Here is a 14,317-nt window from a genome sequence, read left to right on the forward strand (position 1 = left end):
TTCTCCGGGGAAGGCATCACTCCCCGGCTCTCCGAAATCACGCAGAAGCAGCTGCAGATATTTGACCGCGTGGGTGTGCCAAGGCCATCAATCTGACCTACACAGTATAAATTTTGCGGATTTCACGTTTATGGCAGAACATGAGTTGCCGAAACGCGAGTCCCTGCTTGCTGAATTCAAGAGCGACAGAGGAAAGAAAGGAGGAGGTTCTCCCGATGACGACCTGGTCGAAGAAGCAGTCGGGATGACCAACACTGAAAGAGGAACGCTCTACCTTGGAGCCTAGGACGACGGCCGCCTTACCGACAGGGGAACATTTTCGTGACCCTGTCGGTCTTGCTGCTCTGATCGGCAACCGAACCCGTCCATCGTTGTCAGTGCGTGCGGAAATCATCGGCATCAAGGGGCATCAGGTTATGGCCGTTCATATCCCCAAAAGCTTTTCCGTCGAGTCCACGGTTTCAGGGAAAATCTTAAAGCGAAGGCTTAAGGCGGACGGATCGCCTGAAGCCATCCCTATGTACCCGTATGAAATTTATACGAGACTTTCAGATCTTCGAAAGCTGGTTTTTTCTGCCCAGCCGATTCAAGAAGGTTCTCCTGATGATCTGGACCCGAATCAGATGGTCCGTCTTCGCGCCACGATTCAAAACCAGCACGGCGACCAGCAGCTGCTTGGCCTGACGGACGAGGAGCTCGCCCAGGCTCTGCGGCTTACCGCCCGCGTCGGCGACAAAATATATCCGACCCTGACCGGTCTTCTTCTGGCCGGCAAGGAAGCAAGCCTTCAGCGTTTCGTGCCTACTGCTGCAGCCGACTTTCAGGTGCTGCAGGGAACGAAGGTTTTGATCAATGCTAACGAGGTCTGGACGTAGGACATCACGTACTTCCGAACCAGCCATTACACGGGAGTCTTCTACTACGCCTATGTCATCGTGGACGTCTACAGCCGTTACGTCATCAGCGCTCGGGTTTTTGAAGCCGACAACGCAGACTATGCCGCCCAGTTCCTGCAGGACGCCTTTCATGAGTACGGCATCGTGCCGGGGCAGTTGGTCGTGCACTCGGACAACGGCGCGAGCATGAAGGCGGCCAAGACGCAGGGAGTGCTCACTCACTACGGTGTGAAGTTCTCCCACAGCCGCCCGCGAGTGAGCAACGACAATCCCTACTCGGAATCGTTCTTCCGCACGCTCAAGTACAACGGTGACTATCTGTACCCGCGCGATGGCTTTGAAAGCCTTGAGCACGCTCAGAAGTGGTTTGATGATTTCATTGAGCACTACAACGAAAAGCACCGCCACTGCGGCATCCGTATGGTGACGCCGGGGTCGCGTTTTCGGGGTGAGGACGCTGAGATCCTGCGCCGGCGCAGGGAGACGATGTTGCGTGACCGTCAACAGGCCCCGGAGCGGTGGATTAAGCCTGAGGCGTTGCTCAATTGTGAGCCCGTCCGCAAGGTGTGGCTAAACCCCGAGAACGGGCAGTTGCGTGAGGCTCAGCCGGTCGCGCATGCGTAAACGGCGCACTGCAGCAAGTCCACCGCGCGCCGTAGCGAACATCTTCGCGGTCACACGGAGTCGGACCTCTCCTATCCGTACCAGCGCATTGTAGAGACGTCATACGCGGCGTTGCAGCCCACATCTTTGTGGTCCCCAAAAACCTCGGGGGAATCCGCCGAAGGCGGAGGGGGCAGAGCCCCTCAGAACTCACACATATAAAAATTTGTAAATTAGCGAAAAGAAGACTTGACATCTACCGAAATCTTATCGAGCAGGGACTGATTGAAGAAATCGGGCGCGGCAAATCCAGAATGCTGATGCTGGGGCAAAAGGACTATTCAAACGCCGGCAAAACAGCAGAATATATAAGGCAGAGAGGCATTGATTCCATTCGTTTCCCAGAAATGATTCTGGAACTGGCCAAGCGGCAGGGAGGCGCCGTTACAAAAAAAGATGTTATGGAACTGCTGCACGTTTCCAAGCCGCAGGCTTATAAAACGCTGCAGCAGATGCGCGAAGACAAGCTCCTGAAACTGGAAGGCAAGGGAAGATTCGCTTTTTACAGAATAACCGGGAAAACAGCATGAAATGTTTTCGGCTGCCAAAGTTTTAAGCGAAGGATGAAATTGGGAGGTTCCCGCCTCAAATTTTCGGGATGAAAGTGCGCATTTAAAGGGAAAAGCCAGAGGGGCGGCTTTCGCCGGAAACTCTCATGAAGAGTACCCTTGAGGGCGTCGATGCCCAGCGTCAACAAACAACTCATCGTTCATTTGGAGAATCCGACTTGAAAGCCAACCTTTTGCTGCTTCCGGCCCTGTGCCTCGCCGCCTCCGGCGCCCTCGCTGCGATTCCGGGCAACACGACCGACGAAAGCTTCGCGCATGCCAAGAAGACGCTGCTCGAGAAAGTCTTCTACGACCACCGCGTGACCTTTTACTGCCGCGCCTCGTTTGACGAGCACAAGAACATCACGCTGCCGCGCGGCTTCACGACCCCGACGCACGAGGGCCGCGCGAACCGGCTTGAGTGGGAGCACATCGTCCCGGCCGAGAACTTCGGGCGCGCGTTCGAAGCCTGGAGAAACGGCGACCCGCGCTGCCAGAGCTCGAAGGGAGCCTTCAAAGGAAGGCGCTGTGCGAACCTCGCGAGCCGTGAATACCGCCTGATGCAGGCCGACTACTATAACCTCTACCCCGCGATCGGGGCCGTGAACGCGATGAGGAGCAATTTTCCCTACACGCAGTTCGCCGCGGACGCGCCCGCGACCTTCGGGACCTGCCCGATGAAGATTGAGGACCGCCGGGCCGAACCCCCGGACTGGGCGAAGGGACTCGCTGCAAGAACGTACAAATACATGGCGGCGGCCTACCCGCAGTTCCGGATGAGCGACCAGCAGCGCCGCCTGATGGACGTCTGGGACAAAAAATACCCGGCCGATGACTGGGAGTGCCTGAGGGCAAAGCGCATCAAGGCCCTGCAGGGCAACGCCAACCCCTTCACCGAGGAGTCCTGCGCTCGCAGAAAGTAAAAGCCAAAGTCCGGGGCGCCGTGGAAATGGGCCCAAGCCGGGGCTTCCGGCGCTGCCTTCGAGCGCATCGCGGGATGCGGCGCCCTGCCCCGGCTAGGCTCCGCTTCGCGGTCTCAATATACTTCGACCGGACAGTGGAAAACGCCTGTTACATTAATGTGAACAGCAGGGAGATCAGGATTCCTGCGGACTTCCGCCCGATGTTCTCCAAAAAGAGCATAGGCGAAATCGTACTCGCGGATCGCACCAAGGCGCCGGACGACATGAACGGGCTTGCGGCTTGCGGTCACGGTCTACCGCATCCGCGATGGCAAAGCCTGGCCCTTCGGAGCCTCCGACATATCAGGAGGCCCGACCGCACGCATCGGGGCAAACAAAATCTTCATCCCGAGGAATTTCCGGGGCTTCATCCACGTGTGGACTTTCTATCGGGACTCCTTCCAGTGCGAGGAAACGGACTGAAAGGCCTCGCCGCCGGCTTCCCCCTGACATCGACCGCATCGTCCTCACCCTTCGAGCACCACCCCGGGCTCCTGCGGCATGAAGAGCATGTTCCCGACCGGATAGCCGCAGGCGTTCGTGCAGCCGCGGCGGCTGCTCTCGCCGATTACGACCACATAGAAATGGGAGGGCAGCCCCAGGCCTGTCACCCATCCTGCGATCCCATATTCGGAGCCCTGCCCAGAAAAGCGCTTTTTTGTCTGAAAGCCCGGGGCAGGAAAGACCATGAAAACTTCGGACATTAGACGGCTCGGAACATAAAAATTCCGGCAGGGTCGGGAAACGGCCTCTGCCGGGATTTCAGGCGCAGGCGGGAAAGACCCGCCGAGGCGGCGCAACGGGCAGGATGGACTGGAAATCAGGCCCTGCCCTGCTTCTGCGGCTTAGTTTTTCTTATGCACGCGCGGGTGCACGGTGAGCCCCAGCGCATGCAGCGAGGTGCTGATCTCAAGCACGAAGTACATCATTGACACCACCGTGAGCGCCATGCCGCACAGCAGCAGCACCGACTCGGGCACGTCGAGCCTGATTCCGAAGAGCGCGTCAAGCACGTTGCAGAGCACAATGCAGGCGCTGAAAGTGACCGACACCGCCATGCACAGCATCGCGCGGCGCAGGTACCAGGCCCGCTTGTAGATCAGTTCGATCGAGGCGTCCAGCTCCGGGTCGATCAGCTTGTCCGACTGGCTCGCTTTCTCGCGCAGCAGCTCGCGGATGCGGTTCGTGGCGTGGCTGTAGCGGTTCGTCATGGACAGCAGGAGAAGGCCTACTCCGGAAATCAGCGTGACGGGGGTCAGAGCGGAAAGAAGGACAGAACTGAATTGCACGGCCATTTAGATTAATGCCTCCCATTCGAATGGATGTTTTTTATGAAAAAGTGAACTATAAGCCCAGAAAAAGCTCATGGCACAAAAATCTCATAAAAACAGGGTTTAATCCTATCTCCGGACCCTCCGGGGCCCAAGGCCGCTTAGCAAAAGGCGGCCTGCCCGCCGGCTTACGGGGCAGACCGCCTGGCAAAGCGCGCTTTCCCTTTAATTAGAAGGAAAGCCGCACGCCCGCATTCACGCTCCAGGCGCTTTCAAGCGAGTTCCCGAAGCGGTACTCGGCGTCCGCAAACGCGAAGGCGTTCCGCCCGAGCGCGACCTGAAAGCCCGCGCCTGCGTCATACCAGCTGCCCTTGTTCCCGATCGAGGCGTCGTAGCCCGAAGCGCGCGTGGTCGAGTCAAAGGCGCGGATCTTCTGCTTTCCGCTCCACTCGCGGATCCAGTCGGCCTTGATGTAGACCGAACTTGCCTTCTCCGCCCCGAAGCTGAGCCCGGCCCGGAAGCCCGCGCGCGTGAGCACGGAGTTGAAGCTGTCCTGGGCGATCCGCGAGCCCTGCGTCGTGCTGTAGTTCCCGTCGGTCACGTGCAGATACTGGAGCTGCAGCTCCGGCTCCGCGAACCACCCTCGCTGCCCAGCGGACAGCTTGTGGCCCGCTTCGACCGAAAAGCCCGCCACGTGGTTGTCGAAGTCGCCCTTCACCCGGCCGCCCGAGCCGTTCACAATGTCGAAGCTGTTAGACAGCCGCCCCCACTGCGCGACGAGGTCGACAACAGCCCCGCTTTCTCCCAGCCACGTGCCGTAGGCCTTCACGCCGAAGCGCCGGGTATCCCCGTCGCCCGAAAGTCCCTTGAAGTCGACGTCGGCGTCGCGCCAGTCGATGGCCACGCCGGCCAGCGCCCGCCCGGCGCTAAAGGAGAAGGCGCGGTCAAAACCGGCCTGGTAGGTCGCGGCCGAAGTCTTGAAGTCGCCCCGGCCCGAAGAGCTCTCGAGGGTGTCGTAGCGCACGCGAAGCCACAGGCCGTCCTCGCCCTTTGCGTAACGCGCCTCGCCCAGCCTCTTCACGAGTCGGTCCATATCGACCGCGTTCCAGTACATGGAGCGCGCGGCCCCGAGCACCGCCCGGCCCGCGTCGGAGAGCTCCACCTTCGTCTTTCCGCTGTTAGGCTGGACTGGCGTCACCGGCTCATCGGGCGTATCGGGCGTATCGGGCGTATCGGGCGTGTCAGGGGTGACAGGCTCGGTCTCGGTCGCCTCTTCTATATACCAGTTCGTGCCTTCCTTGCCAAAAACCGAGTCGGTGAAGGCGACGCCAGGCCGATAAGTGCCCTTGCCGCTGCCTTTGCCGTTGTAGAGGGTGTTTTCCGCATCGCCCTTCACGTAGTCGCTCTTTGCGAGCGTGAAGGTCACGTTGGTCACGCCCTGGTCCTTCATTTCGGCCTTGAACTCGTCGCCCCAGCCGGAGGCCTTCCCGTTCGTGGTCGCAAGGCGCACGCCTTTCAGCGCCTCGATGTTCGGGACCTCGCTCCTGTCAACGACCAGGGCGATCGTGCTGGAGGAGCCTTTCTGCAGGTCCGTTGCGTAGAGCATGTTGCCGCGGGACGGAGTCGGACTCGCCCGCATGACGAATGTCCCGGAGCCGGACAGGGTTCCCGCCGTGAGGCTCGCGCCCTCGGACTTTGAGAGATCGACCGAGCCGCCGCCCTCGCCGAAGGCGAGGCTCTTCACGAAGCTCCTGCCATAAGAGGTCCAGGACGCCCCTTTGGAGAGCAAAACCGAGGCGCTCCCGGCCGTGGAGGCGGAGGCCATGCGCCCGGAGCCGGTGAGGAAGTTCACCGTCCGGGCCGCTGAGGAATCGCCCCCTAGGTCGTGGTAGTCATCGATCTGGCCGCGGATGAAGGAGTCGGAGCCGCTTGCATCGAGCGTGAGCTGCCCGCCGTTGGCGACGTAGATGTCGCCCGCGATCTGCGTCGTGCCGCCCGAGAAGGAAAGGGAAGCGGGGCTCGACTCGCTCCCCGCGTCGCCACCCACGAGGATCGCACCATCGATGCGCCGCGTGCCTTCCCCGCTGAAGGCGACGACACCCGCCTGATCTACCCGGACCGCTGCGTTCCGCACGTTCACCTCCTCTTCCGAGGAAGAGTCGGAAAACGCGCCCTTGTAGTCGCCCGAGGCGCTCTCTTCGAGCGTGATGTTGACATTTCCGGTGATGTTGAGAGTCGCCGACTCCAGCCGCACGCCGTAGGCTGAGCCGTTTTCTCCCTCGGCCGAGATGCTGGCAACCGACAGGTCCCCGACGGTGACGGGAAGAGCCACGTTCGTCATATAAAGGCCGTTGGCCGTGCCTGTATCGCCCGTGGCGGCGACGCCCTCTACGTTGATACTGCCAAAATTCCCGGAGACAGGGTAAAGGTAGATGGGGACGTTGTCACTATATACCGTACTTGCATCCCACCAATCTTCCAAATAAACGCCGTCCGCACGGGTTACGCCCTTGACTTTGGAGACCTTTGCCGTGGAAATTTCGACTTTGCTTGCTGGACGCATGCTCTCAATTTGAGACATCAAAATTCCGCTGGCCCACTCCGAGGTCGAGGCGACGGCGTCAACGGTGAGAGAATTCACGTTGACGGCTCCCTGGTGCTCAGCAAAAAAAGCGGCTGTCATGGCGTCGCCGGTCACATTGGTGACAGTCACGCGGTCAGCTCGAAAAAGAGAGCTTGATGTGGAAACAGGGAACGCCTGGTCTCCTGAGTAGGAGGTCACATTGTCAATTTCGATGTTGTGGGCATAGAAGTCGTCTGCGTCGGTCTGCAGAGGTGAGGATCCTGTAAAGCCATGGCTTGAAAACGTGCCGGAAATATAAAACTTGCTCGCGGAGCTGGAAACGCCTACGTCTGCGGCATTGTCATTGAGCGTGATGTCAGTGGCGCGGATTTCCGTCCCTTCGCTCCCAAGATAAGTGAGGTGAGTTGTGCCGACAGGAATCCATTCCAAGTCAGCGTCTCTGCGCTCGTTAAGGGGGATGGTTCCTGTGGAATTCGAGATGGTGAGCCCCTGGTTGAATTTGAGGACAACGTTCAGGGGACCGATCTTGTTTTGGTGGTCATGCGAGCCGGGGAAGTTGTCGATGTCCACGGCAAGAGCCTTGCTACCGGAAAATGACACGGGGGCGTTGAACTCTATGGAAACGGGGAGATTCTCAGAGGCCGTGTTGCGCGCGGTGTTGGCGATCAGGATGCCGGTGTAAGGGTTGCGGCTGTCCCAGGTGCTGCCATTAAAGTTCACGGCGGAAGCGTTGATGACGAGATCGTTGTTCCCACCGTCGATGCGGATGCCCGTGGACTGAAATGAGATCTGGTGCTCGCCCGCGTCAAGCGTCGTCGTGGTTTTCTGCGACTGGCGGTCAAGCCACACGCCTCCGTACGGGAGCTCCTGGGCCGACAGGGTCACATCTTCGTTCCAGGACTTGCTCGATCCCAAAGGCCCGTATTCAACTGTTGCCGCTTCGGCGCTGAAAGGAGCGGCGGCAGTCCCCGCGGCCACGGCGGCGGTTAAAAGCGTTTTTCTGAAATTTTGAGGTGAGAAAGCAGACATTCATTCTCCTTGGATCTGTAAAGCAACAATGTATGAAAAGAAATAGCGGGAAAAAATTGCGTATTTTAACATGACCTTACAATCATTAATGGTTCTTCAAGGAATAGCAGGAAGAACTACCTCAAATCGAATACCGCTCTCGCTCGCAAGCAGCCTGCAGCGAGCCATTTGAAGCGTTTTCTGGATCAGGGAATTCGGGACTAGAAAAAGGACAAAAACTCCAGTTTAACAAATTCATCCCTGCCGCCTAAACTCGATTTTCTCTCCCAGCTCCGCTGCCCCGGTTCTTTCATCAAAGACATGAAACGAGAAGCGGACGGAAGCATTCACATCTACTTGGAACCTGTGTGCGAAGCAGTCTGCCCCGCTTGCGGTAAACGGTGTTTCTCAATTCACGAAAGCACGCGACGGATTGTGAGAGACGCGGGAACGCGTGTACGTTCACTTTGAAGCCCGGCGGGTTCAATGCAGCTGCGGCTGTCATAGGACGGAACGCCTGCCCTGGGTCAGCCAGCGATCCAGGCTGACGAATCTGATGATCGCTAACATCCAATCCCTGCTCCGGCTCCGTGTGTCCATCAGCGATGCAGCCGCCCACTACCGCCTGAGCTGGGACACGGTCAAGGCTTGTGACAAGGTTCTCCTCAAGTATTTATTCCAGAAAGTTGATTTCACCGGTGTGAAGCACCTGGCCATTGACGAATTCGCCGTCCATAAGGGGCATCGGTACGCAACGGTCGTCATGGATCTGGGCACAAGGCGCATCCTGTGGGTAGGAAAGGGAAAAAGCCGCAGAGACGTGGAGCCCTTCTTTGAACTCCTGCGGCAACACCACGCCTCCGGCCAGATCCAGTCCGCATCCTGCGACATGAACGCCGCATATCCTCGGATGGTGAAGGATCACCTGAAGGGGGCGTCGCGGTCTATGACCTTTTCCACGTCATGGCCAATTTTATCAAGGAGGTCCTGACTGAGGCCAAGACCGTCATCCGTGAGCAGATACGGAAGGAACTTCGTAAAAACAGCAAAATCCGGGAGAACGAGGAAACGAGGGAAAGCAGAGCCGGTCAGGTCAGGAAGCTCTCCGATTTGAAAAGCGCGGAATGGGTGCTTGCGCGGCGGCCGGACGATCTGCAGGTCGACAGACAGGAGCAGTTGAACCGTCTGAAGGCCGACAACGAGCTGCTGGCTTCCCTCTACCCGATTGCCGATTTAATCCGAAGAATATGGTGCTGCCGTTCGGAGGTTCTGGCTCGTGAGGCATTACAAAAAACAAAAAACCTGCTGGAGACTGCAGCTGAGAAACATGATTTCAGTCCAGCACGGAGATTTGCCAAAATGCTCGGCCGCCGCGCAGAAGGCATTGTCAATGCCGGGAAGTTCAAACGGGGTACCGGCCTCCTTGAAGGAGCGAACAATGCGATCAAAGTGCTCAGGCGAATGGCATACGGCTTCAGAGACTTTGAGTATTTTGTACTGAAAATCAAGTCCATTTTCCCCGGAAGGAACCTGTCTCCATGGAGAAGCCTTCCAGACTATGCCGCTGTGTTGAAATCAGGGCTGTGGGTACCAGCCTTTCCCGGTATACCGTGAAGAACCAGGTTATGAAGCTTCAGGGACGATAGGCGGAAAGCTTTGAAAAAAGAATCTTTCGCCGCAAGAGAATGACCCGCGAGGACCGGGAGCCGGACCGGACCCTCGGCGCCCTATCATGTGAGAGGCACCAGGCGCTTCGGCCAGCCATTTTTTTGTCAAAAACAGAAGAATGCGCGAGAGGGCAGGCGCGCCTCTCCCGGGAAGACCCCGGAAAAAGGACTGCTTACAGACGGGCTGCCGCCCGACAAAGCACCCCTTTTTCAGGCCGGGCGGACTTTCAGGAAACTCCTTCCCGATTTTTCTGGGAGGCTCCGAGCCGCCGGCGCTCCGCGTAGAAGCGCACCGCCGCGAGCGCGAGCAGCACCGTGGCGTAGAGGAGATACTCCCCGTAGGGCCCCGCCATCTCGGAGAGCGTCTTCCCCCTGAAGGCGAAGTCGCGCAGCATGCCGAACTGCCAGGTGAGCGGGAAGGCGTTTGAGACGTAATGGACCCAGCCGGGGAACTCGTGCTCGGCCATGGTCATCCCGCCCATGATGAAGCCCGGGGGCACGATGAAGATCATGAAGGCCGCCCCGTTGGCAGGCGTGGGCATCCTCCAGGTCACGATCATGGCGAGCAGCCCGATGCAGAGCGGCAGCAGGAACAGGCTGGGCAGATAGGCGAGGTAGTTCCCCTTGAAGGGCAGCCCGTCAAACTGCACGAGCGCCGCCGTCATCAGGGTGACAGCGGCGCAGTAGCCCAGGCAGTAGGGGAAGAGCCTCGCGACGAGCGCCGACAGCCCCCGCTCGCAGATCGTGGTTTCCCAGAGCCCCGAGACATGGAGCCGCCCCATGATCATGAGGGAAGTGATGCCGAAGTAGATGCCGGAAAAGAAATAGAGGAAGGCGAGCACCGTGATGTGCAGAGAATTGGCGGGGTTAAAGAGTCGCCGCACCTCCACTCCGATCCCGGAGGAGGAGGCACTTTCCGAGGCCTGGGAGGCGGCCCCGAGCGCTGCCAGGTTCGCCGCCGACACCGGCACGCCCTCGGCGGTGGCCACTTCGCTGAGCGAATTGAAGACCTCCCCGTTCTGAGCCGCGTTCGTCTGGTCCGCGAAATACCCGACCCGCGCCAAGCCGCGTCCGGTGAGGACCGATTCGGTGAGCCCGCGCGGAATGTAGATCACGCCCACGAGCTCGTCCTGGCGCAGCAGGCTCTCGGGGTTCACCGGGGAGCGCACCACCTTCGCCACCCGGATATCCCTCGAAGAGTCGAGGGCGCTGATCAGCGCAGCGCTCTGCGTGGTCCGGTCAAGGTCGATCACCGCGACCGGGGCCTCGATCACGCTCATCTGGGTGAAAAAGAGGCCGAGAACGACGGTGGTCACAACGGCAGCCATGACCGAGAGCTTGTGATAGGGCACGAAATGGCCCGAGGTCATCGCCTCGAGCTCCTCGAACATCGAGTCAATGATGTCCTGCAGCCACTTGGAGCGGCCCCTGCGCACTTCAGGCATGGGTCTTCACCTCGATGGTCATGCCGGGCTCCACCCCGGACTGCGGCGTGACGTAGATGCGGGCAATGAAGGAGGTGAGGTCGGCCTGGCCGCGCTCGCGCGTGCCGCGGATCTCGGCAAAGGAGGGCGCCCGGTAGAGCACCCGCACGATGCCCTGCACCTTCCGGCCCGAGGCGGTCGTGCCGGTCACCGTGCTCCCCTCGGAAAAGCGCGGGACGTCCTTCTCGCTCACATAGATCTCGTAGTACTGGCGGGAGGACTGCAGGAGCACGGCGGGGCTGCCGGCGCTCACCATGTCGCCGGGCTGATAGAGCAGCTTCACGATCTTGCCGTCCTCGGGCGCTGTGAGGGTGAGGCGGCCGCGCTCGACTTGGAGCGACTCAAGGTCGGCGCGCAGCTGCTCGCCCTGAGCTTCGAGCTGCCTCACCTTCAGGCGCCGGTTTTCAATGGATGCGCGGGTATCGGCGATGGAGGACAGCCGCATGCCCTCCGCGCTTCCGGTCCGCTCAAGGCGCGCAAGGCCCGAGCGGTTCGCACCCACCGTGGCAGCCGCGAGGTTCTTGCGGGTGTTGGCAAGCGCCGCGGCCGCCGACTCCCAGCTGCTCTTGGCCGAGTCAAAGCTCGACTGCGACACCGCCCCCGAACCCACGAGCTCCCGGGCCCTTCCGAAGTCCGCCCGGGCGCGCCGCTCAGCGGCCGCGGCCGAGTCAAGGGTCGCCTTGACCGCCTCGATCGTGCGCCAGGCGTTTTTCTCCGTCGTGGAGGCGGCCGCAAGGTCGATGCCGATCTGGCGCTTCTCGGACTCGACCGAAGCCTCGTTCTCGGCGATCTGCGCTTTAAGGCGCTTCACCGCAATGGCGTTGTCCACGCCGTCGAGCGTCATCAGGGGGTCGCCCTTCTTCACCCGGCCGCCCTCCTGGACGGGCCGCTCAATAAGGCGCCCGGAGACCTTCTCGAAGGCCACGTTCACCTCTTCGGCGGTGAGGATGCCGTACTTCTGGCGCTGCGCGAGCGTGTCTGCGTCGTGCCGAGGGCCGAGCAGCATGAGGACGACCCCGATCACAAAGAGCGCTCCGAGCGCCGCCACGGGCTTAAGAAGCTGGCGTTGCCCTCCGGCGGGCCGGCCGAGGCGCTGCGGCCTGCTGTCCTGCGCGGGCGAGCCCGCGTCTCCCGGATTCCCGCTCTGGACCATTATTTTTTGATTATTTTCTTTCATTATTTCTTTATTTTTTCTCTAAAATCAATCGTTTCTCATTCATCGTCAGCCGGATCGGAAAGCTTGAGCAGCAGCCGGGCGAGCTCCCTGCGCTCCTGACCGGAGAGCCGATCCGAGAAAGCCGCCACGCGCTTCAGGTGTCCGGGGAAAATCCTCCCGATCAGCTCGATCCCCTCGGACGTAATCTGCACCCGCCTCGCCCGCGCGTCGTCCGCGAGCCGCTCCACCCGCACGAGGGGCTTTGGCGCCTGGCGCATGCGCCGCAGCATGATCGACATCGTGGGCGGGGTGACGCCCACCCGGAGCGCAAGCTCGCGCACCCCGAGACCCAAAGGCTGCTCGCGCAGCGCCATGAGAAGCAGGAACTTCCCCTCAGAGAGCCCCTCGCGCTCAAGGGGCGCGATGATCTCCTCCTGCACGCGCGAGGCGCAGTTCAGTAGCGACAGCGTGAGCGCGGCCGCCTCCGGTGCGAGTCTCACGCCCGCCTTTTTCACGTTCTTCTCGATCGTCTCGAGGCTGGGAAGCTTTCTGATGCGGTAGTTCATTTAAATAGTTAGCCGGCTAAATATTTGCGAAGTTTAATCGTTTCCGTCCGACCCGGCATGCAGAAAAAGGGGATGACAGGGAAAAATCCCCATGAGCGAATTCAGGTGCGGCGCTGCCTTTGACCTGCGCTTCCAGCGATGTCCCTGGTCCGGAAAAGCCCGGTGTGATCCGCCCGGCGCCAGACCGGGCCCCGCGTTCCCATGAAAAACTGCGTCCTGCTCCTCGTGCTGCAGGGGCCGTTGCTTGGAGCCCTGTTTCTAGGCTTCCCGCTTTTCTCGAGTTACGCGTTGCTGCAGGGCCACCCGCTGCGCCGGGTCCTCGCAATGGCCTGGAGCAGCATATGGAAGGTGCGATTGCTTTTCATCGTCTTCATGCTGATCGGGATGCACACCGGGGCCTGGCGCGCCTCGGGCACCAGCGCCTACCTCGTCCTGCTCTTCCCGGAGATGATCCGCCCGTCCTGCTTTCTGCTGCTTGCCTTTCTCGCGAACTGCGCGGTGTCGTTTCTCCTGGGCTCGTTCTTTGCCACGGCCGCAACCATGGGCGTGGTGTCGATGAACATCGGCCTGAACCTCGGCGTTCCGCCCCTTTTCACCGGCGGGGCCATCCTCTCGGGCGTTTATTTCGGGGACCGGATGAGCCCCGTGTCCACGAGCGCCATGCTGGTGGGCGTACTCACCGGCACGGATATCTACCGCAGCATCCGCAGCATGGCCTGCTCGGCCTTCGCGCCCTTTCTCCTCGCCTGCGCGGCCTACTTCCTGCGGGGCCTTCGGGAAAGCGCCGGGGCGGGGGCTCCGGCCGCCGACAGCCTCCGGGGCTTTGCCGCCCTTTACAGCTTTTCGCCCTGGCTGCTCCTGCCCGCCCTGTCCATACTCGGCTGCAGCCTCCTGCGGGTCCCCATCCGCTGGAACATGGCGCTCAGCATCGCACTGGCCGCGCTGCTCGCGCTCTTCGAGCAGGGCATGCCGGCCCGGGAGCTCGCCCGCTCCCTCATTCTCGGCTACCGCTCGCCCCCGCCCGAGCTCTCGGGGCTGGCTGACGGCGGAGGGCTCGTCTCCATGCTCAAGGTCGCGGCGATCGTCTGCCTTTCCTCCTTCTACGCCGGGATCTTCGAGGCGACCGGGCTGCTCGACGGCCTGAAGGCAAAGTTCGAGAGCCTCGCAGCGCGCCGGGGACGCGCGCCCGCGGTCGCCGCGGCCGGCCTTTTTTCTTCGCTGATCGCATGCAACCAGACCTTTGCCATCGTGCTTACGCATCAGATCTGCAGCCGCTTCGGCCTTTCACGCGAAAAGCTCGCCCTCGCGCTTGAAGACTCGGCCGTGATCCTCTCGCCGCTCGTGCCCTGGTCGATCGCCTGCGCGGCGGTGCTCGACGCGACAGGCTCTGCGGCCGGCGCCGTTTTCTTCGCCGTCTATCTCTACCTGATCCCGCTCTGGAACCTCTGGCGCAGCCGCGGCCTATAGAGCCTCCTCCCGCCCCGGCCGGCTCCGCCCCCGCGCGCTCTGCTT

At 60.8% G+C, this 14,317-nt stretch carries 13 protein-coding genes and 1 pseudogene; 8 read left to right on the top strand and 6 right to left on the bottom strand.

The annotated features are described in order from the left end of the window. The first annotated feature begins 130 nt into the window (after positions 1-130). The 6 genes from MAF45_RS04720 (at position 131) to MAF45_RS04745 (ending at position 3,492) form a co-directional block, all read left to right on the top strand. Entirely contained in the window at positions 131-286 is a 156-nt protein-coding gene (locus tag MAF45_RS04720) for an ATP-binding protein (RefSeq protein ID WP_237978404.1), read from the top strand. Beyond that, entirely contained in the window at positions 276-875 is a 600-nt protein-coding gene (locus MAF45_RS04725; protein WP_237978405.1) for a DUF8451 domain-containing protein, read from the top strand. The genes MAF45_RS04720 and MAF45_RS04725 overlap by 11 nt, the downstream gene beginning before the upstream one ends. Positions 876-878: 3 nt before the next feature. After that, positions 879-1,520 carry a DDE-type integrase/transposase/recombinase gene (locus MAF45_RS04730; protein WP_326520676.1) on the top strand — a complete coding sequence of 214 codons (642 nt, stop codon included), beginning with the start codon at positions 879-881 and terminating at the stop codon, positions 1,518-1,520. A 293-nt stretch (positions 1,521-1,813) separates the two neighbouring features. Continuing rightward, positions 1,814-2,089: a helix-turn-helix domain-containing protein gene (locus MAF45_RS04735; RefSeq protein ID WP_237978407.1), complete on the top strand. Its 276-nt coding sequence runs from the start codon at positions 1,814-1,816 to the stop codon at positions 2,087-2,089. Between the two features lie 125 nt (positions 2,090-2,214). Then, positions 2,215-3,030, top strand: coding sequence for an endonuclease (locus MAF45_RS04740; protein ID WP_237978408.1), 816 nt, complete (start codon positions 2,215-2,217; stop codon positions 3,028-3,030). Between the two features lie 273 nt (positions 3,031-3,303). Next, complete coding sequence (locus MAF45_RS04745; RefSeq protein ID WP_237978409.1) at positions 3,304-3,492, top strand: hypothetical protein; 189 nt, start codon at positions 3,304-3,306, stop codon at positions 3,490-3,492. Positions 3,493-3,536: 44 nt separating this feature from the next. Here the strand turns inward: MAF45_RS04745 and MAF45_RS04750 are convergent, their stop codons facing one another. The 3 genes from MAF45_RS04750 to MAF45_RS04760 all read right to left on the bottom strand — a co-directional run bounded on the left by MAF45_RS04750 (position 3,537) and on the right by MAF45_RS04760 (position 7,953). Then, the gene (locus tag MAF45_RS04750) at positions 3,537-3,773 is read right to left on the bottom strand and encodes a hypothetical protein (protein ID WP_237978410.1); all 237 of its coding nucleotides are present in this window, start codon (positions 3,771-3,773) and stop codon (positions 3,537-3,539) included. A gap of 141 nt (positions 3,774-3,914) precedes the next feature. Continuing rightward, a complete protein-coding gene (locus MAF45_RS04755) occupies positions 3,915-4,364 on the bottom strand; it encodes a DUF2721 domain-containing protein (protein WP_237978411.1) in 450 nt (149 codons plus the stop codon). Positions 4,365-4,569: 205 nt separating this feature from the next. After that, positions 4,570-7,953 (bottom strand): autotransporter outer membrane beta-barrel domain-containing protein, encoded by a 3,384-nt coding sequence (locus MAF45_RS04760; RefSeq protein WP_237978412.1) that lies wholly within the window; start codon positions 7,951-7,953, stop codon positions 4,570-4,572. A gap of 433 nt (positions 7,954-8,386) precedes the next feature. Here MAF45_RS04760 and MAF45_RS04765 point away from each other — a divergent pair. Continuing rightward, positions 8,387-9,546: pseudogene (locus MAF45_RS04765) on the top strand (ISL3 family transposase). A gap of 280 nt (positions 9,547-9,826) precedes the next feature. On the opposite strand, the gene MAF45_RS04770 reads toward MAF45_RS04765, so the two are convergent. The 3 genes from MAF45_RS04770 to MAF45_RS04780 are packed head-to-tail and all read right to left on the bottom strand — an operon-like array spanning position 9,827 to position 12,805. After that, positions 9,827-11,044, bottom strand: coding sequence for an ABC transporter permease (locus tag MAF45_RS04770; protein WP_237978413.1), 1,218 nt, complete (start codon positions 11,042-11,044; stop codon positions 9,827-9,829). Then, positions 11,037-12,236 carry an HlyD family secretion protein gene (locus MAF45_RS04775; protein WP_237978414.1) on the bottom strand — a complete coding sequence of 400 codons (1,200 nt, stop codon included), beginning with the start codon at positions 12,234-12,236 and terminating at the stop codon, positions 11,037-11,039. Before MAF45_RS04775 ends, MAF45_RS04770 begins: the two co-directional genes overlap by 8 nt. 59 nt (positions 12,237-12,295) lie before the next feature. After that, positions 12,296-12,805: a MarR family winged helix-turn-helix transcriptional regulator gene (locus MAF45_RS04780; RefSeq protein ID WP_237978415.1), complete on the bottom strand. Its 510-nt coding sequence runs from the start codon at positions 12,803-12,805 to the stop codon at positions 12,296-12,298. Positions 12,806-13,006: 201 nt separating this feature from the next. Here MAF45_RS04780 and MAF45_RS04785 point away from each other — a divergent pair, with 201 nt between their 5' ends. Next, a complete protein-coding gene (locus tag MAF45_RS04785; protein ID WP_237978416.1) occupies positions 13,007-14,272 on the top strand; it encodes a Na+/H+ antiporter NhaC family protein in 1,266 nt (421 codons plus the stop codon). The last annotated feature ends 45 nt before the right edge of the window (positions 14,273-14,317 follow it).

This window comes from Mesosutterella porci (genome assembly GCF_022134585.1).
Classification (GTDB): domain Bacteria; phylum Pseudomonadota; class Gammaproteobacteria; order Burkholderiales; family Burkholderiaceae_F; genus Mesosutterella; species Mesosutterella porci.

Coding starts and splice junctions, on each gene's coding strand:
- MAF45_RS04720 (WP_237978404.1), top strand. CDS start 131: ATGGCAGAACATGAGTTGCCGAAACGCGAGTCCCTGCTTGCTGAATTC.
- MAF45_RS04735 (WP_237978407.1), top strand. CDS start 1,814: ATGCTGATGCTGGGGCAAAAGGACTATTCAAACGCCGGCAAAACAGCA.
- MAF45_RS04740 (WP_237978408.1), top strand. CDS start 2,215: ATGAAGAGTACCCTTGAGGGCGTCGATGCCCAGCGTCAACAAACAACT.
- MAF45_RS04750 (WP_237978410.1), bottom strand. CDS start 3,773: ATGTCCGAAGTTTTCATGGTCTTTCCTGCCCCGGGCTTTCAGACAAAA.
- MAF45_RS04755 (WP_237978411.1), bottom strand. CDS start 4,364: ATGGCCGTGCAATTCAGTTCTGTCCTTCTTTCCGCTCTGACCCCCGTC.
- MAF45_RS04760 (WP_237978412.1), bottom strand. CDS start 7,953: ATGTCTGCTTTCTCACCTCAAAATTTCAGAAAAACGCTTTTAACCGCC.
- MAF45_RS04770 (WP_237978413.1), bottom strand. CDS start 11,044: ATGCCTGAAGTGCGCAGGGGCCGCTCCAAGTGGCTGCAGGACATCATT.
- MAF45_RS04775 (WP_237978414.1), bottom strand. CDS start 12,236: ATGGTCCAGAGCGGGAATCCGGGAGACGCGGGCTCGCCCGCGCAGGAC.
- MAF45_RS04780 (WP_237978415.1), bottom strand. CDS start 12,805: ATGAACTACCGCATCAGAAAGCTTCCCAGCCTCGAGACGATCGAGAAG.
- MAF45_RS04785 (WP_237978416.1), top strand. CDS start 13,007: ATGAAAAACTGCGTCCTGCTCCTCGTGCTGCAGGGGCCGTTGCTTGGA.